General features: G+C 61.5%; 18 protein-coding genes. 3 read left to right on the top strand and 15 right to left on the bottom strand.

The features are described from left to right. Positions 1 to 226: 226 nt before the first annotated feature. Together ACQY7U_RS17465 and ACQY7U_RS17460 are read left to right on the top strand one after the other, a co-directional pair. Complete coding sequence (locus ACQY7U_RS17465; protein WP_428647023.1) at positions 227 to 1,063, top strand: 3-keto-5-aminohexanoate cleavage protein; 837 nt, start codon at positions 227 to 229, stop codon at positions 1,061 to 1,063. Between the two features lie 55 nt (positions 1,064 to 1,118). Next, positions 1,119 to 2,435 carry a lyase family protein gene (locus ACQY7U_RS17460; protein WP_428647021.1) on the top strand — a complete coding sequence of 439 codons (1,317 nt, stop codon included), beginning with the start codon at positions 1,119 to 1,121 and terminating at the stop codon, positions 2,433 to 2,435. 3 nt (positions 2,436 to 2,438) lie between these two features. Here the strand turns inward: ACQY7U_RS17460 and ACQY7U_RS17455 are convergent, their stop codons facing one another. The 15 genes from ACQY7U_RS17455 to ACQY7U_RS17385 form a co-directional block, all read right to left on the bottom strand. Continuing rightward, on the bottom strand, positions 2,439 to 5,468 hold the full coding sequence (locus ACQY7U_RS17455; RefSeq protein WP_428647019.1) for an aminotransferase class III-fold pyridoxal phosphate-dependent enzyme: 3,030 nt from the start codon (positions 5,466 to 5,468) through the stop codon (positions 2,439 to 2,441). A 355-nt stretch (positions 5,469 to 5,823) separates the two neighbouring features. Beyond that, positions 5,824 to 7,179: a TRAP transporter large permease gene (locus ACQY7U_RS17450; protein ID WP_428647016.1), complete on the bottom strand. Its 1,356-nt coding sequence runs from the start codon at positions 7,177 to 7,179 to the stop codon at positions 5,824 to 5,826. Positions 7,180 to 7,185: 6 nt separating this feature from the next. Next, entirely contained in the window at positions 7,186 to 7,698 is a 513-nt protein-coding gene (locus ACQY7U_RS17445; RefSeq protein ID WP_428647013.1) for a TRAP transporter small permease, read from the bottom strand. Then, entirely contained in the window at positions 7,698 to 8,732 is a 1,035-nt protein-coding gene (locus tag ACQY7U_RS17440; protein ID WP_428647010.1) for a TRAP transporter substrate-binding protein, read from the bottom strand. Before ACQY7U_RS17440 ends, ACQY7U_RS17445 begins: the two co-directional genes overlap by 1 nt. 271 nt (positions 8,733 to 9,003) lie before the next feature. After that, a complete protein-coding gene (gene dgoD / locus ACQY7U_RS17435) occupies positions 9,004 to 10,152 on the bottom strand; it encodes a galactonate dehydratase (protein WP_428647007.1) in 1,149 nt (382 codons plus the stop codon). 102 nt (positions 10,153 to 10,254) lie between these two features. Then, entirely contained in the window at positions 10,255 to 11,280 is a 1,026-nt protein-coding gene (locus tag ACQY7U_RS17430; RefSeq protein ID WP_428647005.1) for a trans-3-hydroxy-L-proline dehydratase, read from the bottom strand. Between the two features lie 77 nt (positions 11,281 to 11,357). Further along, complete coding sequence (locus tag ACQY7U_RS17425; RefSeq protein ID WP_428647002.1) at positions 11,358 to 12,668, bottom strand: TRAP transporter large permease; 1,311 nt, start codon at positions 12,666 to 12,668, stop codon at positions 11,358 to 11,360. Next, entirely contained in the window at positions 12,665 to 13,198 is a 534-nt protein-coding gene (locus ACQY7U_RS17420; RefSeq protein WP_428646999.1) for a TRAP transporter small permease subunit, read from the bottom strand. The genes ACQY7U_RS17425 and ACQY7U_RS17420 overlap by 4 nt, the downstream gene beginning before the upstream one ends. Before the next feature lie 67 nt (positions 13,199 to 13,265). After that, on the bottom strand, positions 13,266 to 14,327 hold the full coding sequence (gene dctP / locus ACQY7U_RS17415; protein ID WP_428646996.1) for a TRAP transporter substrate-binding protein DctP: 1,062 nt from the start codon (positions 14,325 to 14,327) through the stop codon (positions 13,266 to 13,268). A gap of 151 nt (positions 14,328 to 14,478) precedes the next feature. Next, positions 14,479 to 15,411 carry a proline racemase family protein gene (locus ACQY7U_RS17410; protein WP_428646994.1) on the bottom strand — a complete coding sequence of 311 codons (933 nt, stop codon included), beginning with the start codon at positions 15,409 to 15,411 and terminating at the stop codon, positions 14,479 to 14,481. Further along, positions 15,402 to 16,358: a dihydrodipicolinate synthase family protein gene (locus ACQY7U_RS17405; protein WP_428646991.1), complete on the bottom strand. Its 957-nt coding sequence runs from the start codon at positions 16,356 to 16,358 to the stop codon at positions 15,402 to 15,404. Before ACQY7U_RS17405 ends, ACQY7U_RS17410 begins: the two co-directional genes overlap by 10 nt. Positions 16,359 to 16,452: 94 nt before the next feature. Continuing rightward, positions 16,453 to 17,175, bottom strand: coding sequence for an amino acid ABC transporter ATP-binding protein (locus ACQY7U_RS17400; protein ID WP_428646988.1), 723 nt, complete (start codon positions 17,173 to 17,175; stop codon positions 16,453 to 16,455). Beyond that, positions 17,172 to 17,834 carry an amino acid ABC transporter permease gene (locus tag ACQY7U_RS17395; RefSeq protein ID WP_428646986.1) on the bottom strand — a complete coding sequence of 221 codons (663 nt, stop codon included), beginning with the start codon at positions 17,832 to 17,834 and terminating at the stop codon, positions 17,172 to 17,174. The genes ACQY7U_RS17400 and ACQY7U_RS17395 overlap by 4 nt, the downstream gene beginning before the upstream one ends. Before the next feature lie 10 nt (positions 17,835 to 17,844). Then, positions 17,845 to 18,507 (bottom strand): amino acid ABC transporter permease, encoded by a 663-nt coding sequence (locus ACQY7U_RS17390; RefSeq protein WP_428646983.1) that lies wholly within the window; start codon positions 18,505 to 18,507, stop codon positions 17,845 to 17,847. A 63-nt stretch (positions 18,508 to 18,570) separates the two neighbouring features. Then, entirely contained in the window at positions 18,571 to 19,371 is an 801-nt protein-coding gene (locus ACQY7U_RS17385; RefSeq protein ID WP_428646980.1) for a transporter substrate-binding domain-containing protein, read from the bottom strand. Between the two features lie 151 nt (positions 19,372 to 19,522). Between ACQY7U_RS17385 and ACQY7U_RS17380 the strand changes: the two genes are divergently transcribed. Beyond that, complete coding sequence (locus ACQY7U_RS17380; protein WP_428646977.1) at positions 19,523 to 20,182, top strand: GntR family transcriptional regulator; 660 nt, start codon at positions 19,523 to 19,525, stop codon at positions 20,180 to 20,182. Positions 20,183 to 21,066: the final 884 nt, after the last annotated feature.

Here is a 21,066-nt window from a genome sequence, read left to right as displayed (position 1 = left end):
TGGTCCTGGCGACTTCTGACAGCACCTGCCCTACACAGGACCTCATCCTGAGGAGGACCGCCAGGTCCGTCTCGAAGGATGGGCGGCACACTCAGAAACAAGTGGCCCATCCTTCGAGACAGCGCTCACGCGCTTCCTCAGGATGAGGCTGTTTGGTGGAGAGGTGATAGTCTTGTGCGGCTCAGGCAGCGAGTAGTAGAGCGGTCCGGAAAGACAGAGAGAAGCAATGACCAAACCCTGCATCATCTGCGTGGCAATCACCGGCTCGTTGCCGAAAAAGGCGAACAATCCGGCCGTGCCGATCACCATCGCCGAGCAGGTGGAAAGCACGCAGGAGGCCTTCGAGGCAGGGGCCACGATCGTTCATGCCCATGTGCGCAACGACGACGAGACGCCGTCCTCGGATCCGGACAAATTCGCCCGGCTGAAGGAAGAGCTGGAAAAGCATTGCCCCGGCATGATCATCCAGTTCTCAACAGGCGGACGCTCGGGCGCGGGCAGGGAGCGGGGCGGCATGCTCCCGCTCAAACCGGACATGGCCTCGCTGTCGGTCGGATCGAACAATTTCCCGACAAGGGTCTATGAAAATCCACCGGATCTTGTGGACTGGCTGGCGAGCGAAATGCGGACCTATCATGTGAAGCCGGAGATCGAGGCCTTCGACCTCAGCCACATTCACCAGGCGGCCGCCATGAACCGGGACGGGCGCATTCCGGGCAAGCTCTACATCCAGTTCGTCATGGGCGTGAAAAACGCCATGCCGGCCGACCGGGACGTCTTTGACTATTACATCCGCACCGTCGAACGGCTCGCCCCCGGCGCCGAGTGGTGCGCCGCCGGGATCGGCGCGCAGCAGCTCACCGTCAACGAATGGTGTATTTCCTCCGGAGGCCATACGCGGACGGGCCTGGAAGATAACGTCCGCCTGGATCGCGATACGCTTGCGCCTTCCAACGCGGCGCTGGTAAGGCGGGCGGCAAACCTTTGCGAGAAATACGAACGCCCGGTCGCCACGTGGCAGCAGGCGCGCGAGATTCTCAACTTGCCGCTGAAGGCGGCTTGACCCGTTCCTCTTCATGGCTCTCAATAAAAGAGCAATGACCAGATTGGTGTGAGCCATGCCCCTGTCCCTCTATTCCAGCACGATCTATTCCGGCCTGTTTGCGGACGACGAGCTTGCAAGATTGCTTGACGACGCCAGCGACGTAGCCCAGATGACCACCTTCGAACGCGCGCTTGCGAAGGTACAGGGAGAGCTCGGCGTCATTCCCGAGGATGCCGCGCATGTCATCGTGGAAAAGCTTTTCGATGCCTTCGTCGACCCGGAAGTTCTTGCGGCCGGCACCCGTTCCGCCGGGATCCCGGTTCCGGCTCTGGTGGCGGCGCTTCGAAAGATCACCGGTGAGGAAGCCGGCAAGTGGCTCCATTGGGGAGCCACCAGCCAGGACGTGATGGATACGGCTCAGGTGCTGCAGACGGGTGCCTGCCTCGAGGTGCTCGAAGAGCGTCTTGCAGCCCTCATCAAGACCCTTGAAGGCCAGTCGGAACGGTACGAAGAACAGCTGCTGGCGGGCCGGACACGCAGCCAGGTGTCGACGCCGGTGACCCTCGGTTACCGGATCGCGCAATGGGCTCATCCCTTGATCGATGCGGAGAACGCACTGCCGGCTTTGCGAAAATCCGTGCTCAGGCTTCAGTTCGGCGGCGCGTCGGGCATCAACGGTGCGATTGCGCCGGACGGAACCGCCGTCTCCAGGGTCCTTGCGGAAGAACTCGGACTGGAAGACGGACCGTCCTGGCATGTCAATCGCGCGCCCTTGCTGGCGCTCGCCTCCTGGCTGCTGCAGGTCAGCTCCGCCCTTGCGAAAATGGCGGGCGATCTCATCCTGATGGGACGCACCGATATTGCCGAGCTTGCCAGCGGCACCGGCGGCGGGTCCTCAACCATGCCGCAGAAGGCCAATCCGGTTCAGTCCGAAACCATCCTGGTGCTCAACCAGATAACCCAGACCGCCCATGCCGGGCTAGCCATGGCCGCCAACCCGGTGGAAGAGCGGGACGGCACCAAGTGGCCGCTGGAATGGATGTTCCTGCCGCAGATGCTTATGGCTGCGGGCACCGCTCTCAGGCATGCCCAGGCCCTGGCCGAAACGCTGGAGGCTCATCAGGACACCCTGGCGGCGACATTGGACGCCAATCCGGAAATCATGGCCGAGACCGCCAGTTTCGTTCTCGCCCGCAACGGGGTCGCGCGCGCCGAGGCCAAGGATCTTGTGTCGAAAGCCGCCGCCGACCCCGCCTCGTTCGTGGACGCCCTGGCAAGACTGAGCCCCGTCTCCATCGACTGGCCGGCGGCACTCGACCCCCGGGTGGCGATCCTGCCCGCCAAGGAGATGACCGGACGCATCTTTGCAAAGCGCGCCCGGCAGGGCTGAGGGTTACCGCAGGCCCGTTAAAACCTCGTCCAGAGCGGCGAGGAAGGTATCGCAATCCTCCGCCGAGAATTGCGCCGGCGGCTTGATTTTCAGGACGTTGTGATGCGGGCCCTCGCTGGACAGCAGGATGCCGTGGCGCTGCTTCATTGCCCGGATCACCTTGTCCAGTTCTTCGGCCGCCGGTTCCAGCGTCTCCCGGTCCCGCACCAGTTCGATCCCGTTGAAAAGTCCGTGGCCGCGGACGTCCCCGATGAGCGCGTGTTTTCCGGCCAGCTCCCTTGCGCCCGCCATCAGGCGGTTGCCGACTTCAAAGCAACGGTGCATCAGCCGCTCGTCGCGAATGACATCCAGCACGGCCAGACCGATGGAAGCCGACACCGGGTTGCCGCCGAAGGTGTTGAAATATTCCATGCCGTTGGCAAACGCGGCGGCGACTTCCGCCGTCGTGACGACGGCTGCCATCGGATGGCCGTTGCCGATGGGCTTGCCGAGCGAAACGATGTCCGGCACGACCCCTTGTGTCTCGAAGGCCCACATGTGGCTGCCGACCCGGCCGAAGCCGACCTGCACTTCGTCGGCCAGGCACAAGCCGCCCGCGGCGCGTACATGGGCATAAGCGTTTTTCAGATAGTCTTCCGGCAGGGTGAGCTGCCCGCCCGTTCCAAGGATCCCTTCGCTGAAGAACAGCGCGGGCTTGCGGCCCTCACCCGAGAGCACCTCGATCTGCCTCTGCACGTCTTCGGCGTAATTCTTGCCCGCATTCTTGTCGCCGTAGCGCCAGCGGCCGCGGTAGAGGTCCGGCATTTCGGCAACACGGACATGGTCCGGGCAGCCTTCACCGCCCTTTCCCGCGAACTTGTAGGGACTGACGTCGATCAGGCTGGAGAGGTGGCCGTGGTAGGCGTGGTCGACCGTGATCAGATCGCGGTTGCCCGTGTAGGCGCGGGCAAGGCGTATGGCGAGGTCGTTGGCCTCGCTGCCCGAATTGACGAAGAAACATACATTGAGCGGATCGGGAAACTCGGCTGTCAGCCGGCGGGAATATTCCACCAGCGTGTCGTGCAGATAGCGCGAGTTGGTGTTGAGTTCGCCCATCTGCTTTTGCGCGGCGGCGACGACGCGCGGATGGCAATGGCCGACGTGGCAGACGTTGTTGACCATGTCGAGCCAGCGCTTGCCGGTCTCGTCTATGAGATAGGTTCCCTCACCACCGACGATCTTCAGCGGCGCATCGGAATAGGCGATGCTGAGCGAGCGGCCGATCCGCAGGTGCCGTTCGCGCACCAGCGTGGCCTTGTCCTGCGCGACGGTGACGGCGGCGGAGACCGGCAGACCCAGGATGACGCTCGGATCCGGGCTGATCTCGCGCCAGACAGGCCACTGCGAGCGCACGCCGACACCATGCATCCGGGCCTCCAGGCCAAGGTGATCGGTCACGATCTGGAAATGAAGATGCGGCGGCCAGTCGCCGTTTTCCGAGCGTTGCCCGAACTCGGCGAAAGCCTCGCCTTTCTCAATTCGCTGGCCGATGGTCAGCTTCGCACAACTCCTCCGCGACAGATGCCCGTAGAGCGTCCAGAAGACGTCGCCGCCGTCCGTTTCATGTTCGAGCAACACGGTCGGGCCGAAGCCGTTGGCGACGGCATCGTCGAAAAAGAAGGCGACCTTGCCCGCGATCGGCGCGTGGACCGGTTCGAAGTCGGGCGCGAAGAGATCGATGCCGAGATGGATCGAGCGGCGGATCGAAGGACTTGCCATCTCGAAGGCATCGCTCTTGTAGATGGTCCGGTCCTCGCCATAGACGCCGATGCCGAAGTCGGCTCCCGCCTCACGGATCCTTTCTTCACAGAAGGCGTCAAATTCAGCTCCCTCGAAACCCGACAGCTCGTCCGCATCCGGCCCTGAAGCCGTGAAGTCGAAGACGACGGTTTCCGGCCTGGCGGTCGCCGGCCTGATGACCGGGGCAAACGTATGGGCGTTTCGTTCCAGCCAGTGCATCACACGTCCGGCATGGGGCACGGCGGCAAAACCGCAGGCGGCCCTGAGCCTCAGGACGGCAAGGCGCGGGTTCTCCCGCTCAAGCCGCTGCAGCTCGCGCCAGACGTCTTCCTGGCTGACCAGCAGATAGCGGTTTTCCGGAAACTCCCTGATCTGCTTGGCCGCCATGCACATGGAGACGGCATAGCGGGTCTTGACCAGATCGAAGATCAGCTCCGCCTCGGTTTCGCTCAGCGGACTGACGCGGTGATAGGCTTCCGCGATTTCGGCGATCGTGGCGAGCGGATCTTCGGAGCCGATCAGGGCATAGGCACCGGCGACTCCAATCTCCACGACGCGGTGGCTTTCGACCATGTCGCCGAAGTCCAGCAGGCCGCTGACCGTACCGTCTTCGCTCAAGAGCACGTTGTAGTCGTTGGCGTCGTTGTGGATCACCTGGCGGGGGCAGTCCTGCAGGCGTGGCGAAACTTCGGCGGCAAAGTGGTCCAGAATGTCCCGCACCGCCTGCCGTTTGTTTTCATCCTCGATGAAACCGATGTGATCCAGATGGCGTTCAGCCTGCGCGATGTCCCAGTTGTAGATGCGCTTCGCCCCAGGATGGGTGAAACTCTCAAGGCTCCGGTCCAGAACCGCCAGCATCCCGCCGAGGCTCGCGGTGGCGTTCTTGCCGCGAACATCCGCCTTCGCCCAGACATTGCCGTCGAGCCAGGTCAGAAGGCGCGCCTTGCGCGGACCGCGATAGTCGACGTCGCTCAGGATGGCACCGTTCCGGTCGGGTACCGCCCGCGACACGGGCAGGTTTGGTGCTGTCCCGACCAGATGCTCCAGCACGGCGACCTGCATGTCGAGTTCGGCCGCGTCGCACGGTGCATGGAGCTTCAGGAGATAGTCCCGGCCTTGGCTCGTGCGGATATGGAAGTTCAGGTCGTGTTCACCCGGAAGCGGAAAGATCTCGCCCTGAAGGCCGTAAAGGTCTTCCAGAAGGCCGTTTAGACCGTCCAGCAAAACTGCTTCGGTTGCCGTGTCGCTTGCCATTTCCCTGAAATTCCTCACCACGCGATGGCCGGGCTGACATGGGCCCGGACGCTGCAGGTCTCAACAAGTTTCGTTCTGTCGACCGTGTCCGGCCTGATCCAGTCGGGATGTAAGCAACTTAAGGAAATATCACAAGAATTAAGATCGTGGTCACGCGTCCCTGACACCGGATCCGCCGGTGACCCCGACCGTCAATCGCTGCACGCAGCCTTCGGTCAGCAGTGGCCGGCAGATATTGCGAACCGGCAGCCGGGGTGGGAACCGGCTACCGGTCCGTCTTGCAGGATATTGCCGTTGTGGCGCCTGCAAGTTCTTCGTGTCCATATGCGCCCGTCCGGGGTTTACCCGGGGCGGATCATTGCAACAGATGCGGCAACCACAGGGTTAGCGCCGGGAAGCTGACCAAGAGGACAACGCGGAGGATTTCGGCGCCGAAGAACGGGGCAACACCCTTGAAGGTCTCGATCATCGGTGTCTCGCGGTCGAGCGATGAGATGACGAAGACATTCATGCCGACGGGCGGCGTGATCAGGCCGAGTTCCACGACAATCAACGCCAGCACGCCGAACCAGATTTTCAGGTCCTCCGTGCTCATGCCGTAACCGGCACCGTCCGCCATCTGGTAGAGGCCGCCGTTGATTTCCACCAGCACCGGCCAGAAGAAGGGGATCACCAGCAGGATCATCGAAAGGCTGTCCATCAGGCAGCCGAGCAGGATCAGTGCGATGAGCAGGAGGATCAGCACCGTCATCGGCGACAATCCGGACTGCGCGATCCACGCTGCGGTCTCCTGTGGCAGGCCGACACGGGACATGAAGATCTTCAACAGCTCCGCGCCCAGGATGATCAGGTAGATCATGCCGGAGGTGGACGCGGTCTCCTTTAACGCGGCGATGAAGTCGTGCCCGGACAGCCTGCGCTGCAGGAGGCCGAAGACAAGCACCAGAAACACGCCGACGGCAGCCGCGGGCGTCGGGTTGAAGAAGCCGAAATAGATACCGCCGATCACCATGCCGAAGATGAACAGCACGGGGATCATCCCGACGGTTGCCTCGATGAATTCGGTCCGGTCGGCAACACCGCCCTTGGGGCCGGAGTCCGGCTTGATCGCGACGTAGATGGCAATCGTCAGCAGGAACAGGATGACCGCAAGAATGCCGGGCAGGAACGCCGCCATGAACATGGTGACGATATTCGCCTCCACGATGATGGCGTAGATGATCAGGACCACCGACGGCGGAATGAGAATGCCGAGCACGCCACCGGCGGCCAGAGTTCCGGTCGCCAGCGCGCCGGAATAGTTGTAGCGCTTGAGTTCCGGCAGGGCGACCTTGCCCATGGTAGAGGCGGTTGCCAGCGAGGAACCGCAGACCGCGCCGAACCCGGCGCAGCCGGCAATCGCCGCCATTGCCGTGCCGCCGCGCAGCCAGCCGAGCCAGGCATTCGCCCCCCGGAAGAGCGCCTGGCTCAATCCCGTCTTTGAGGCAATCGCCCCCATGAGCACGAACATCGGCACGACGGAGAGGTCGTAGATGGAAAACTGGCCGTAGGCCAGCGTCTTGAGCTGGCTGAGCACCAGTGCGGGTCCGTTCAGCATCATGGTGCCGACCCCGCCCACCAGGATCATCGCATAGGCAATCGGCATGCGGATCGCGATCAGCGCGATCAGGACAACAAGTGCACCGAGCCCCAGGACAAGCGCGTCCGTCATGATTGTTCAGTGTCCTTTCGACAGCACTTTCACGTCGCGCAATAGCGTGACGAGGGCGGCCAGTGCCAGCAGGGCAAGGGAAACCAGAATCGGAACGAAGGCCATCCAGTGCGGGATCTGCAGGATGGTCGTGGTGTAATCGTATTCCTTCTGGTCCAGCATGCCGTAGTACATGCGCCACATCAGAAGACCCGCAAAACCGAGCGCGACGAGCGACGCCAGCAGCGTGAAGAAGGCAATGGTCCTGCGGGACGCTGCCGCCGTGAAGATATCGGCTGTGACATTCGCCCCGGTCAGCTGGCAATAAGGCAGGAACGTGAAGACCGCCACGGCAACGCCCATCTCGGTCAGCTCGAAGTCGCCCGGGAAAGGCGAGCCGAACATGGAGCCGACGATCGTCAGCATGTTCACCGCCACGACGGCGAGCAGCAGCACGCCGCCCAGCAGTGCCCAGCCTGTGATCAGGCGGCTGGCAGCTCCGGCAAAACCGGAACCGCCGTTTTCAGTCAGGGCCGACATCAGTCCGCCGAGTGGCTCGCGACCGCGGCCCGGGCTTTTTCCACCAGCGCGGTCCCGTCGATCCCCTTTGCAGAGACTTCCTCGACCCAGCGGTCGGTGACCGGTGCAAGCGCCTGCCGGAAAGCTTCGGTTTCCTCTTCGCTCAAGGTGATGTGCGTGTTCCCGGCCTTGACGGCGAGGCCGATGCCGAAGTCATCGGAAGCAGCCCAGATGTCACCGACCTGCTGCACCCAGTCCGGGCCCGACGCATCACGGAAGGCCTTCTGGATGTCTTCCGGCAGGCTGTTCCAGCGGTCCTTGTTCATCGATACCTGGAAGGTGGTGGTGCCGAAACGTTCCTTGTCCGCCCCTTCGATCTGGTAGTCAGTCTGCTCCTGGATCTTGAGCGGCGGAATGATTTCCCAGGGGATGAAGGCGCCGTCGATCACGCCCTTCTGCAGTGCCGGCGGCAATTCGGGAACAGGCATGGCGACGGGAGCCGCCCCGAGGGCCTCGATCACCCAGGCTCCGGTACGGGTCGGAATGCGGATTTTCTTGCCTTCCAGATCGGCAGGGGAATGAACTTCCGTGTCGCGCATGTGAATGGCCTGGCCCGCATGGACATGCAGGAACATGACCTCGACGCCCTTGTACTCGTCCTTCAGGTCGCTCTCGTAGAGGTCCATCAGCGCCAGATTGGTGGCCGCCGGATCGTTGGTGTGGATGCCAGGCAGCTCGAACACTTCGGTGCGCGGGAAGAGGCCCGGTGTGTAGCCGTTCACGGTCCACACCAGATCGACCACGCCGTCACGCACCTGGTTGATCAGCTCGGGCGGACGTCCGCCAAGCGTCATCGCAGGATAAATCTCGATATGGACCTTGCCGCCGGAATTCTCCTCGACCTGCTTGGCCCATGGAACCAGCATCTTGGAATGAGCCGGCGCTTTTTCGCCCAGGAAATGGTGCAGTTTGAACTCATATTCAGCGGCAGCCGCCGATGCGGTGCCCATGGCGAACAATGCGGCTGCGAGAACCGCCTTCCTGATCCTGTTCATGCTTCCTCCTCCGGGCGAATTGCAGCAATCGCCCCAACCTGTTTTCCGGACGTTCCGGGCGCCGTTTGCCCGATCCCGTTCTGGCGGCAGCAGCCAACGAACCTTGATCACCAACGGCATTAGAGGCATCTTCACTAACAATATTGGCAAAGTAAAATGAGATAACAGCCGTTATACTTTCCATTTTCGGAAAGAAAATGTCGCACAAAGCGCATAAACCTGCGGATTTGCTTGCGCCTTTCCGGTAACAAATGACACGACCCGGCGCGCGTTACCACTCGGCAAAACTGCCGTCCGGATGCCGCCACACGGGATTGCGCCAGCGGTGTCCGGTTTTTGCCTGTTCGCGGACATAGTCTTCGTTGACGTCGATTCCCAGTCCCGGCCCCTCCGGGATGGCGACGAAGCCGTCGCTAAAGGCGAAGACCTCGGGATTGGAAATGTAATCCAGGAGGTCGTTGCTCTTGTTGTAGTGGATGCCGAGGCTCTGCTCCTGGATGACGGCATTGTAGGAAACGGCATCGATCTGGAGGCAGGCGGCCAGCGCGATCGGTCCGAGCGGACAATGCGGAGCGAGGCCGATGTCGTAGGCCTCGGCCATGGCGGCGATCTTGCGGCATTCCGTGATACCGCCCGCATGGGAGAGATCCGGCTGGATGATGTCGACAAAGCCATCCGCCAGCACCTGCTTGAAATCCCACCTGGAATAAAGCCGCTCTCCGAGCGCGATCGGCGTCGCGGCATGATTTGCGATTTCCCGCAAGGCTTCCCGGTTTTCGGACAGGACCGGTTCCTCGATGAACATCAGACGGTAAGGCTCAAGTTCCTTTGCCAGCACCTTGGCCATCGGCCTGTGAACCCGGCCATGGAAATCGACACCGATCCCGATATCGGGGCCGACAGCCTCACGCACGGCGGCAATCGTTTCGACGGCGGCATCGACCCTGGCGTTGCTGTCGAGAAACTGCATTTCCTCGCAGCCGTTCATTTTCACGGCCTTGAAACCGCGCGCCACCATGTCGCGCGCCTTTGCGGCGACGTCGGACGGCCGGTCGCCGCCCACCCAGGAATAGACCTTGATGCTGTCCCGCAGCCGGCCGCCGAGCAGCGCGTGGACCGGCTGGCCCAGAGCCTTTCCCTTGATGTCCCAGAGCGCTTGGTCGATCCCGGCCAGCGCACTCATGTGGATCGCACCGCCGCGATAGAACCCGCCGCGATACAGAACAGTCCAGTGGTCCTCGATCAGGAAGGGGTCCTTGCCGACCAGATAGTCGGACAACTCGTGAACGGCCGCTTCCGTGGCAAGGGCCCGGCCTTCGACAATCGGTTCGCCCCAGCCGCTGACGCCTTCATCCGTTTCGATTTTCAGAAACAGCCAGCGGGGCGGAACGATATAGGTGGTGAGCTTGGTGATTTTCATCTGGGATCTTTCCGGCGGCACGAAGTGGCTGGAAAGACAGGATTTCAGCAACCGGCGGAAATTGCCAGCCCACCGGTTGCCGGATGCGTTCAGGTCTTGCGGTCAGGCGCCCCAGGTATCGCTGAGCTTGTAGCCCGCCGGCCAGGGGTCGTCCGGGTCCAGCATGTGCTGATGGATACCGGTAACCCATCCGCGGCCGCTGATTTCCGGAACGATGCCCGGGTGTCCGCCCACCGTCTGTTCGGCAACGATCCGTCCGGTGAAGGTCGATCCGATGATGGAGACGGCCTTGAAGGTGCCGCCCACCTTCATCTGGCCGCGTGCGGCCATCAGCGCCATGCGCGCCGAGACCGCCGTTCCCGTCGGCGAGCGGTCCACCTTGCCGGGCTGGATCGCCACGGCGGAGCGGCCGCTCAAGCCGGTGTCCGTTTTTTCAAGTGGACCGCAGAAGGCGCAGAAGGAGATGTGATCCCAGTCCGGATTTTCCGGATGGGAAAAGCCGAGCTGCTGATTGGCCGCGTCCGTGATGCGAACACCGAGCCGGGCGATGTCCTTGGCCTCGCTTTCCTCGATGGAAAATCCGAGCACGGCGGCATCGACAACCACGAAGCTGTCGCCACCATAGGCGGTATCGACCGTCAAGGTGCCGAGGCCCTCCACTTCCAGCGGAACGTCGAGCTTGTCGGCAAAGCTCGTCACATTCTGGACGAAGATGCGTTCCGCCTTGCCGTTCCTGCATTCGGCCCTGACCCGGACCAGGCCGCCGGGCGCTTCCAGAACCATTTCGGTGACCGGTTCGCGCATCGGCACGATGCCGCCGTCGAGCAGGACCGTCGAAACACAGATGGAGTTGGATCCGGACATGGGAGGCGTGTCCTCCGGCTCCATGATGATAAAGGCGGCATCGGCTTCCGGATGCTTCGGCGGCACCAAGAGGTTGACATGCCGGAAGACCCCGCCACGCGGCTCGTTCAGGACGAAGTTCCTGAGTGCCTGATCCCGGGCGATGAAGCTGCGCTGCTCCCAGATCGTCTCTCCGGGCGGCGGCGCGACGCCGCCGACGATGACGTCGCCAACCTCTCCTTCCGCGTGGCAGGAGATCACATGGAGGGTTTTGCTGCTGCGCATGTCTTCACCTCAGAAATAGGATGCGGCGTGGCTGCCGGGAACGGCAGGAGTTGCGGCGGTTCGGAACGTCGTCATCGTCAGAGCCCCACCAGAATGGATGGCAGCCACGTTGCGACCTCAGGAAACAGGATCACAACGATGAGAACAAGCATCTGTGCGGCGACAAACGGCAGCACACCCTTGTACATCTGGCCGTAGGTCATGCTGCGCGGAGCGATGGACCGAAGGTAGAAGATGGAAGGCGCCATCGGCGGTGTCAGATAGGATGTCTGGATCACCACGAGAACCATCATTGCAAACCAGATCGGATTGATGCCCGCCGCCTTGACCACCGGTGCGAAGATCGGAATGAAGATCAGCACGATCGACACCCAGTCGAGCACAAAGCCGGCAAAGAAAACCACCAGCAGGAAAAAGGCGATCGTACCCGCATTGCCGTAGCCGATCGCACCGACCGTGTCGCGGACGAGATCACCGCCGCCGGTCACTGCAAAGACGCTGGTGAACATGGTGCCGCCCGCGACGACCAGCATGATCATCGCCGTGATGCGCAGAGTGACGCCGAGCGCATCCAGAAGGAGCCTGACATTCAGCTCCCGGAACATCAGCGCCAGGACAATCGTTCCGGCAGCACCGACAGCGGCCGCTTCGGTCGCGGAGGCCGCGCCGGCCAGGAGTGATCCGAGCACCATCGCAATCAGCGCAAGCGGTGGAAGCAGAGCCGTCAGGGTGATCCGCAGTTTCTGCCCCAGCGGAATCGACCGTTCCTCGACCGGCAGCTTGGGGGCGTCCGCGGGTTTCAGGATGCTGCGGAGCAGGACGTAGCCGATGAAGAATGCGACCATCAGCAGGCCCGGCAGGATGGACGCGGCGAAGAGCTGACCGATCGAGAGCTGCGCGATGGACGCGTAGACCACCACAATGACCGACGGGGGAATGACGGTGCCAAGCGAACCGCCGGCGCAGATCGTTCCCGCGATCAGATCGTTCCTGTAGCCGGCCCGCATCATGGCCGGGATCGCCATCAGGCCGACGACGATCTCGACCGCGCCCACGACGCCCGAGGCGGCCGCAAAGATCGCGCACATGGCGATTGTCGAAAGAGCCAGGCCTCCGGGCATGCTCCCCATCCAGAGCTGCAGCGCCTCGAACAGGCGCTTGGCAATACCCGACCGCTCCAGAATGGCCCCCATGAAGATGAAGAGCGGGATTGCGGCCAGTACGAAATTCGAGGCCGTGTTCAGCAGCGGACCGTAGAGCTGGAGAAAGATCAGGTCCCCAAAGACGGTGAACCCGAAGGCGACCGAAACGACGATGAGGGAAAACGCAACCGGGATCCCCGCGAAAACCATGGCGAACAGCGCCAGGAACATCAGGATAGGTGTCATTGGTCTTGCCCCGCGGTTTCCAGTTCGCCTTCAGGGGCGTGAGGTGATTTTCGTCCGGAGAGATATTTCAGCGCTTCACTGACGAACTGCAGCGAAAGTGCAAGAAGTCCGAGGGCGATCACGCCGTAAAACGGCCAGACCAGCGGCGCCCAGGGACTGACGCTTTCCACCTCGCCGGTCACGAAGGCCTTGTGGGCCTTTCGGGCGGCGATCCAGGTGAAGGCAAAAAACAGCGGAGCCATGACCAGGATATAAACCGCGCCGTTCAGCCGTTGCTGCAGGCGCAGCGGCATCTGCTGCGAGAGAAAGTCGATGCGCACATGGGCGTCCTTGCGCAAGGCATAGGCCGCCCCGAGCAGGAAGATCGATCCGTTCAGCATGTAGGAAACATCGAACGCCCACAGTGTCGGCGACCCGAAAACGTAACGGGCCACCACTTCGAAAAGCATGGCGCCAATCAGCACGAAAATGGCCACCCGTCCTGCATGTCCCAGAACGTTTGAAAAGCCGTCAATGAGCCGGCAAAGCATCTGTCTTCTCCTCCCGCGGCAAAGCTGCCGGCGCGGGCGCCGGCAGTGGTTGAATCAAGTCGAGGGATTACTCGGCGCTGTCGCGGACGAGGTAGCCGGAGTTGGCCGCCCAGTTCGCCTGGTAGGCCAGGTAGCTGTCGAGCACCTCCTGCATGCGCGTGTCACCGGCGCCTGCCTTTTCCCCGGCCATGGCGCGAGCCCACTTGCGGCCGGCTTCGCGGATCTTTTCCGCTTCGGAGGGAACGATGTTGACGATCTCGACCTTGGTCTTGCGAAACTCTTCCATCGCCCGGATGTCCTGGTCGCCGAAGTGCGTGAAGCTCTCGTAGGTCGTCAGCTTGGCGGCCGCGGTGATCTGGACCTTGAGGTCGTCCGGAAGGGCGTCCCAGGTTTCCTGCTTCACGAAGACTTCCCACAGGAAGGACGGCTGATGCACGCCCGGCATGATCAGATAGGGAGCAACCTCATGGAAGCCTTCGGTGATGTTTGCCCCCGGCGTGGACCATTCGATCGCATCGACGCCCTTGCGTTGAAGCAGTGTGTAGATTTCGTTGCCCGGGACAACGGTCGGAACACCGCCGAAGTCTTCCTGCAGAACGGCTGCGAAGGCGCCGGACGTGCGGAATTTCACACCCTTGAGGTCTTCAACGGTTTCGATCTTGACGTTGGAGTGGGCGAAAATCTCGGACGTGCCGATCCCGACGACCATCGTGTGGAGGCCCATTTCCTCGCGGCGGAAATCCTGAAGCAGCTTTTCGCCGCCGCCTTCATAGACCCAGTGCAGGGTCGCTTCGCCAGACATGCCGCCAGGAAAGCTTGCGAAGACCGCATTGGTCGGGTCCTGGTTGACCAGATAGGACGGCGTGGAATGACCGGCCTCGACAATGCCGTCCTGAACGGTTTCATAGGCCTTGAAGGCAGGCGCCAGAACACCGGCCCCAAACGGCTTCACCTCGACGCGGCCCTGGGTCAGCTTGTCGACGTTGCCGGCAAAGCGTTCCATGAAGTTCTTGTAGAAGAACGACCCTTCGCCGATGGCCGCGGTCATTTTCCATTCGACGTCTGCAGCCGTTGCCGGGGCAGCCATGGCAACGGCCAGAACCGCTGCGACACTCAAAAACCTTTTCATGTTTTCTCCTCAGAGTTGGAAGTGGACGAAGGTGCCTCTTGCCGGGCACTTGCTGCATTGAGAAAGCCGGGCGGACTGACCGATGGACAGACTCCGCCCGTACCGGTGGCGAGGCCACCAGCCGAAGGCGTGCTCTAGACGCGATTAAGGGTCAGGGGCGAATGCCCGACCTGTAGGGATCCGAGCGATCGAAGATCAGCGTGGCCTCGGACGTGACGAAAGCCTGGCCGGTGACCGTGGGAACAACCCCACCGCCTGTCCCGGGCTGGTAACTGACCCGGTAGGTACTGCCGATGACGCTTTCCTGGACCCAGTCCCTGCCCGGAGCCAGAACACCGTCCGCCGCCAGGCAGGCGATCTTCGCCGAACAGCCGGTGCCGCAGGGCGAACGATCATAGGCACCGCCCGGACACAGGACGAAGTTGCGGCTCTGGTTGGCCGGGTCTTCCGGGGGGCCGAACAGTTCGATGTGATCGATCCAGGCGCCCTCCGAACCCGTGACACCTGCCTTTTCGAGAGCGGCGCGGACACGCAGTGTCAGGTCCGTCAGTGGACGGATCTCGGACGGGCGGAGCGCGATCGGACTGTCCTTGACCAGGAAGAACCAGTTGCCGCCCCAGGCGACATCCCCGGTCACCGGTCCGTGGCCTTCCACCTCGACGGTGACATCCTTGTGCAGCCGGTAGCTTTCGACATTCACCACCGACGCCGTGTTGGCATCGTGCAGGGTGACTTCCACCACGCCGACAGGCGTTTCGAACTTGTGCCGGCCCGGTGCGATCCGTCCGAGATGCGCCAGCGTGACAGCCAGGCCGATGGTGGCATGGCCGCACATGCCGAGGTTCTGCAGGTTGTTGAAATAGATCACTCCGGTGACACAGTCCGGATCCGACGGGGGCACCAGAAGTGCCCCGATCACAGCGTCATGGCCGCGCGGTTCCAGCACGACGGAAGCGCAGAAATCGAGATGCTCTGCTTCGAGCCGGGCCGCGCGTTCGGCGAGCGAACCCGATCCCAGATCAGGTCCGCCGTCGAGGACGACACGGGTCGGCTCACCGGCCGTATGGCTGTCGATTACGCGCATTCGGCGATGATCCCGCCCTGCCTGGACCAGTCCGCATACCAGGTCTTGAAGAGCGCGTACTGGCTTTCCACGTAGTTGCGCTGCGCGTCGGTCAGGACATCGGTCTCATTGAAGTGCAGGCGGTATTCCTCGTCGCCGTTCAGGACCATCAGGTGCTTGTAGTAGAGCACCAGGTCCGGGCCTTCGTCGAAGCTGGAAAGCACACCGAGCGCTTCTTCCAGTTCCTTGGCGCGCATGCGTGCCTCCGCGTTGCCCTGCGCCGCCTTCTTGCACAGGTTGACCAGGTGCAGGACCTGCTTCGGGATGGCATTCCCGATGCCGGTGATGGCACCGGTTGCGCCGCAGTTGACAAAGCCATGGTAGACGGCGGTATCGACACCGACCATCAGCGTGACCTGGTCGTCCTTGGAGGTGATGTTCTCCGCCGCATAGCGCAGGTCGTCGAGACCGCCGAATTCCTTGAACCCGATCAGGTTCGGGAATTCGCTGCGCAGGTCGAAGAAGAGATCGGCGCGGGTAGCAAAGCCGTAATAGGGGCTGTTGTAGATAACCGCCGGAAGGTTCGGGGCAGCCGACAGGATCGCACTGAAGTGGTGGCGCTGCGCGATGACGGAAACGCCGCGCGACAGAACGCGCGGAATGACCATCAGGCCGTGTGCCCCGACCTTTGCGGCATGGGCCGCGTGGGCGACGGCGGATTTCGTGTTGACGGCACCGGTGCCGACGACGACCGGCACGCCGGCCTTCACCAGACGCTCGACGCCTTCCATGCGCTGCTCGTCAGTGAGCAGCGGCCAGTCACCCATGGAGCCGCAATAGACGACCGCGGACATGCCGGCGGCGATCAGCTCCTGACCCTTTCTGACGAGCGCGTCATAGTCGGGCGTGCGATCGGCCTTGCATGGGGTCATCAGGGCGGGCATGCAGCCGGTAAAGATATTCGACATCGGTATTCACTCCTTGAAGGGTCGGGCCTGCAGCTGCTTTCTCCCCGTGGGAGGCACGGGGGCCGAGGCTCTTGTCACCAGTAAATCGCGCTGTTTAGCGCACGTTAGCAAGAAATTTTCGGGTGTTCTCGGATTTGGCATCGCCGAAGATCTGGGCCGGCGGGCCGATCTCCTCCATTACACCCTTGTGGAAGAACGCAACCCGGTCGGAAACATCGCGGGCAAAGCCCATTTCGTGGGTAACGCAAATCATGGTCATGCCTTCTTCTGCCAGAAGGCGCATGGTATCCAGCACTTCGCCGACCAGCTCCGGATCGAGGGCGGATGTCGCTTCGTCGAACAACATGTAGCTTGGCTCCATGGCGAGTGCGCGGGCAATTGCCAGGCGTTGCTGCTGGCCGCCGGACAGGGCGCTCGGATAGACATTCAGCTTGTCGGCAAGGCCCACATGCTGAAGCTGCTTCTCGGCCACCTCCCGCGCTTCGGCCCTGGACCTGCCCTTGACGATCCTTGGCGCCAGGGCGACGTTTTCCAGGGCAGTCAGATGCGGAAAGCTGTTCCACTGCTGGAACACCATGCCGAGTTTCTGGCGCAGCTTGTTGATGTCCGTGCCCTTGGCATGAACATCCGTGCCGTCCACGACGACAGTCCCTTTCTGGATCGGTTCCAGACCGTTGATGCAGTAGAGCAGGGTCGATTTTCCGGAGCCGGAGGCACCGATCACGGACAGGACCTCACCCTTCTGGACGTCCAGGTCGATGCCCTTGAGCACCTGAAGGGCGCCAAAGTATTTTTCAAGGCCACGAATCTCGATCATTGGGCCCACCTTTGTTCAAGTTTTGCGGCATAGCGCGAAATCGGGAAGGACAGCGCGAAGTAGAACGCGCCGGCGAGGGTCAGGATCAGGAAGGGTTCCTGGGTCCGGGTAATCAGGATCTGGCTGGCTTTCAGCAACTCGACGTAGCCGAGCACGGACACGAGGGCGCTGTCCTTCATGACGCCGAGCGCAACCCCGACCCAGGCAGGGAAGACCGCCCGCCCGCCGATCGGCAGGACGACGTAGCGCATGTCCTGCCAGTAGCTCATCCCCAGCGAGCGCGCGGCGCGGCGCATGGGTTTGCCGACCGCCTCGATCCCGCCCCTGGCCACATTGGCGACCAGCGCGGCGGTATAGATCGTCAGGATCACCGTGCCGGAGGCGAACGGCCCCAGATCGAGACCGACGATCGGCGCAAAATTGTAGAACAGCACGAGCTGGATGATCAGCGGCACGGAGCGGAAGATGTCGAGCACGGGTCCGAGCGTGACCGCCGCCTTCCACCTGCCCTCATGCAGCAGCCAGCCGAACAGGCCGCCGAGCATTGTGCCGATGAAGATCGAAAGGGCCGAGATCCAGAGAGTTCGGAGTGCGGCTTCGCCGAGAAACCAGAAGTCGTTGATGTTGAAGCCGCTGAAGAAGCTTATGGACTGATTCACTCTGGCCTCCTCAGTACCGGAACAGGCGCATGGCCAGGAGACGGGACGCGACCAGAACGATCTTGACGATCCCGTAGTAGATCACCGCGGTCACGGCGAAATATTCGAAAATGCGGAAGGTGCGGCTGGCGAAGAACTGCGTCTCGCCGCTGAGTTCGCGGAAGCCCACCAGCATGCCGAGCGACGACATCAGCACGGCCCAGACCATCTGGTTGGTCACCGGGTGATAGACGATGCGCAGAACCTGCGGGATGACGATGCGGGTATAGGCTTGCCAGGAGGTCATGCCGAGGCTGCGTGCGGCCCTGAGCTGGGTGTCGGGCACGGCCTGGAAACCGCCGCGGAAGTTTTCGGCCAGATAACCGGCGCAGTTGAAGCTGAGTCCGGACAGGACAATCGCGAAGGGACTGAGATGCAGGCCGAAGGCACCGAGGCCGAAGCCGAAGAAGAACAACTGAAACAGCGCCGGCGTGTTACGCGCCAGCTCGACCCATGACGTTGCCAGCCAGTAGAGCGGGCCGCGCATGTGAAGCCGGATGAGCGCGAGCGCAAGGCCGATGACGATTCCGATGACCATGGCAAGCGACGCGACCTCAAGGGTCAGCAGGCCGGCTTCCAGAAGGTCGGGCAGGCTTTTCATCACCGGCCGCCAGTGGAAGTTATAGTCGAACATTCTCATGAAACTCCGGCTGATCCCGCCCGGCAGCCGGGCGGGATAGGTCGTTGAGCGGACGGATCAGTACATCACGCCCGGGATGCGGAGTTCCGGCGCTTCGCCGCCGACATATTTGCCCCACAGTTCGGCATAGCGGCCGGAGCGTACCTGATGGGTGACGAAGAGATTGAGGTAGTTCAACCAGCTGACGTCTTCCCGCTTGCCGACGACGGAGGTGTAGTCCGTGGTCCAGGGCATGCGCGGGCCGGCTTCCAGGGTTTCATACTGGTCCGTGATCGGCTTGACCGCAGTGTTGGTGGTGATGCCGATGTCGGCCTTGCCCTGGGCAACGGCCAGAAACACCTCGTTTTCGGACTGATAGCCCTGGTAGAGGTTCTCCTCGCCCCATTCCTTGGCGATCTTCAGCCATTCCTGCTCCGGCACCGTTCCGATGGCGGCGGCGACGCGCTTGCCGCGAATGTCGTCAAACGACTTGATGCCGCTCTCGGTGTTAACCACGCCTTGCGCGTAGTAAATGGCGTAGGGAATGGTAAAGCCGACGGTGCGCGCGCGCGCCAGGCTGTCGGAGGTCGCGCCGAAGACGACATCGGCACGGCCGGTGACGATCATCGGCAGGCGCTCGGCCCAGGTGACCGGATAGATGATCGGCTCGACTTCCAGGGCTGCCGCCAGATCGTTGCAGTAGTCGACGTCGAAGCCGGCCGGCTCGTTGTTTTCATCGCGGTAGCCGATCGGCGGAAAGTCGAGCACGACGCCGCAGCGCAGCTGACCACGGTCGACGACATCATCCAGTGTGTCGGCTTTCACGGGCAGCGCCGCGAGCACCGTCAGGGCGGCAGCAGCCGCAAATTTCTTGAACATGGTTCCCCTCTTCCTCTCGAAGATTTTCGTCTGGCGGAAGATTGATAAACTAAATTGGATCCAATATTCAATATAAAATATTCGAAATGATTTTCCGCTTCACCCGACGAGGGCGTTCCCCTACAAAGGGTGGCACTAGGAGAGACGGCTTATGAAACTGAAATCGATGGACATTTCCGCGACCGCATCGGCCTCGTCGATCGTTTTCGACGCCTTGCGAAAAGCCATAATCGAAGGACAACTCGAAGAGGGCGAACCCTTGCGCCAGGACGAGATCGCGCGTCTCTTCAACACAAGCCGCATTCCGGTTCGCGAAGCCATTTCACGTCTCGAGGAACAGGGGCTGGTAAAAACCAAACGCTACAAGGGTGCCGTCGTCGCCGGCCTGTCTCCGGCGGAAACCGAGGAGATCTTCGATCTGCGCGCCCTGGTCGAACCGGAAATCATCCGCAACGCCGTTCCGAACATGTCTCCGGAGTTGCTGGCAACCGCGCGGGAAAAATGCGCCGCCTTTTCCGCGTCCCCCGATCCGATGACCTGGGGCAACCTCAACAGGGACTTCCACGAAACGCTATACAGCGCCAGCACGCTCAAGTTCTTCCTTGAAATCGCGGACAACGCCATCGACAGGGTGGAGCGCCAGATCAGGGCGCAGCTGGTCATGAGCGACGGCATGGAACGAGCCGGGAAGGAACATTTCGCCATTCTCGAGGCCTGCGAAAAGGGCGATGCGAATCTGGCGTCCGACCTCGTCCGGCAGCATATTCTCGGAGCCAAGAGCTCGCTCATGGAACACCTTGCTGCCAAATGAAGGCACATGCCCGGCAAAACCGGACCAGGCCGACCGACGGAAGACAGCCACGACTCGCGTTTCGGGGCCGTTTCAGGCACCGGCTTGCAGATGGCAAGGAAATCTCCGACATTCTTGAAAATGGAATCGCGAGCCAAAGCGCAAATACATAAATCTGCTTCCCGATGCTTGTAGTTTTGGGAGCTCACACCGACTCATAAAACTTTCTCAAGTAAATGACGACCCATTCTCAGAATTGAACCTTATAATACCTTACAAATGCCTTCTTTCATGGACACGCCTAAATTGTTAAGCGTGATCCACACTGACCTTTCCGCCGAACGCCCTTCAAATACAACTATTGAGCTTCGCACTTTGAGGCAATTTTAAGTTGAATGAAAATTTGAACCGGACTCGGTCGTCGAAACACTTTCAGTCACGACCCGGCTCATTCGCGAGAACTGTCCGCCCCACCGGGAGTGCGACACACCATATTTTACTAAAGCATTGTTTCTAAACTGCATTTCATAACCCCAAGCTTCCGCGTACGAAATCAAGCGGTCTTGGGAAGGTGCGTTAAAAATACGCAAATCTTCCAAATCACCGTAATTTTTATCAATAGATAAAAATATCAGTTAGAATATCTATGATCTTCCACCTTTTTTGCTCGCCAGTTTCTACATATCGTTAAGCAACACCACAACCAACAGCTCCGGATTAACCAATTTTAAACCCTGCAGATCTTTAATGATTCCCATCTCCCTTAACGTAAGTTGAGCGGGGAAGTGGGCAGAAATCCTTGAGATTTTTAAAAGATTTCTGATTCTGAGGGGCTGAAATTGTCAAACATGCAAGGACAGGTTGAATTGCCGGTGATCCTGGATCTGGGGACCGTTCACCACCTG

Source organism: Roseibium sp., from assembly GCF_050301095.1.
Lineage (GTDB): Bacteria > Pseudomonadota > Alphaproteobacteria > Rhizobiales > Stappiaceae > Roseibium.
This window is presented reverse-complemented; position numbering and strand designations above follow the sequence as displayed.